The organism is Colwellia echini (assembly GCF_002843355.2).
GTDB classification, from domain to species: domain Bacteria; phylum Pseudomonadota; class Gammaproteobacteria; order Enterobacterales; family Alteromonadaceae; genus Colwellia; species Colwellia echini.
Genome location: NZ_PJAI02000058.1, coordinates 1 through 1,797, shown reverse-complemented (window position 1 = coordinate 1,797; position 1,797 = coordinate 1). Strand labels below are relative to the sequence as shown.

The 1,797-nt window shown below is 55.3% G+C and carries 1 protein-coding gene; it reads left to right on the top strand.

Translation table 11 applies throughout. From position 1 onward, the window contains the following. Nucleotides 1–881 precede the first annotated feature (881 nt). On the top strand, nucleotides 882–1,797 hold a 916-nt coding region (gene lacI / locus CWS31_RS17225), incomplete at its 3' end, for a DNA-binding transcriptional repressor LacI (RefSeq protein WP_097340361.1).

The window sequence follows — 1,797 nt, the reverse complement described above, 5'->3', positions numbered from 1 at the left end:
GCTGCTTGCAAACAAAAAAACCACCGCTACCAGCGGTGGTTTGTTTGCCGGATCAAGAGCTACCAACTCTTTTTCCGAAGGTAACTGGCTTCAGCAGAGCGCAGATACCAAATACTGTCCTTCTAGTGTAGCCGTAGTTAGGCCACCACTTCAAGAACTCTGTAGCACCGCCTACATACCTCGCTCTGCTAATCCTGTTACCAGTGGCTGCTGCCAGTGGCGATAAGTCGTGTCTTACCGGGTTGGACTCAAGACGATAGTTACCGGATAAGGCGCAGCGGTCGGGCTGAACGGGGGGTTCGTGCACACAGCCCAGCTTGGAGCGAACGACCTACACCGAACTGAGATACCTACAGCGTGAGCTATGAGAAAGCGCCACGCTTCCCGAAGGGAGAAAGGCGGACAGGTATCCGGTAAGCGGCAGGGTCGGAACAGGAGAGCGCACGAGGGAGCTTCCAGGGGGAAACGCCTGGTATCTTTATAGTCCTGTCGGGTTTCGCCACCTCTGACTTGAGCGTCGATTTTTGTGATGCTCGTCAGGGGGGCGGAGCCTATGGAAAAACGCCAGCAACGCGGCCTTTTTACGGTTCCTGGCCTTTTGCTGGCCTTTTGCTCACATGTTCTTTCCTGCGTTATCCCCTGATTCTGTGGATAACCGTATTACCGCCTTTGAGTGAGCTGATACCGCTCGCCGCAGCCGAACGACCGAGCGCAGCGAGTCAGTGAGCGAGGAAGCGGAAGAGCGCCTGATGCGGTATTTTCTCCTTACGCATCTGTGCGGTATTTCACACCGCATAAATTCCGACACCATCGAATGGCGCAAAACCTTTCGCGGTATGGCATGATAGCGCCCGGAAGAGAGTCAATTCAGGGTGGTGAATGTGAAACCAGTAACGTTATACGATGTCGCAGAGTATGCCGGTGTCTCTTATCAGACCGTTTCCCGCGTGGTGAACCAGGCCAGCCACGTTTCTGCGAAAACGCGGGAAAAAGTGGAAGCGGCGATGGCGGAGCTGAATTACATTCCCAACCGCGTGGCACAACAACTGGCGGGCAAACAGTCGTTGCTGATTGGCGTTGCCACCTCCAGTCTGGCCCTGCACGCGCCGTCGCAAATTGTCGCGGCGATTAAATCTCGCGCCGATCAACTGGGTGCCAGCGTGGTGGTGTCGATGGTAGAACGAAGCGGCGTCGAAGCCTGTAAAGCGGCGGTGCACAATCTTCTCGCGCAACGCGTCAGTGGGCTGATCATTAACTATCCGCTGGATGACCAGGATGCCATTGCTGTGGAAGCTGCCTGCACTAATGTTCCGGCGTTATTTCTTGATGTCTCTGACCAGACACCCATCAACAGTATTATTTTCTCCCATGAAGACGGTACGCGACTGGGCGTGGAGCATCTGGTCGCATTGGGTCACCAGCAAATCGCGCTGTTAGCGGGCCCATTAAGTTCTGTCTCGGCGCGTCTGCGTCTGGCTGGCTGGCATAAATATCTCACTCGCAATCAAATTCAGCCGATAGCGGAACGGGAAGGCGACTGGAGTGCCATGTCCGGTTTTCAACAAACCATGCAAATGCTGAATGAGGGCATCGTTCCCACTGCGATGCTGGTTGCCAACGATCAGATGGCGCTGGGCGCAATGCGCGCCATTACCGAGTCCGGGCTGCGCGTTGGTGCGGATATCTCGGTAGTGGGATACGACGATACCGAAGACAGCTCATGTTATATCCCGCCGTTAACCACCATCAAACAGGATTTTCGCCTTCTGGGGCAAACCAGCGTGGACCGCTTGCTGC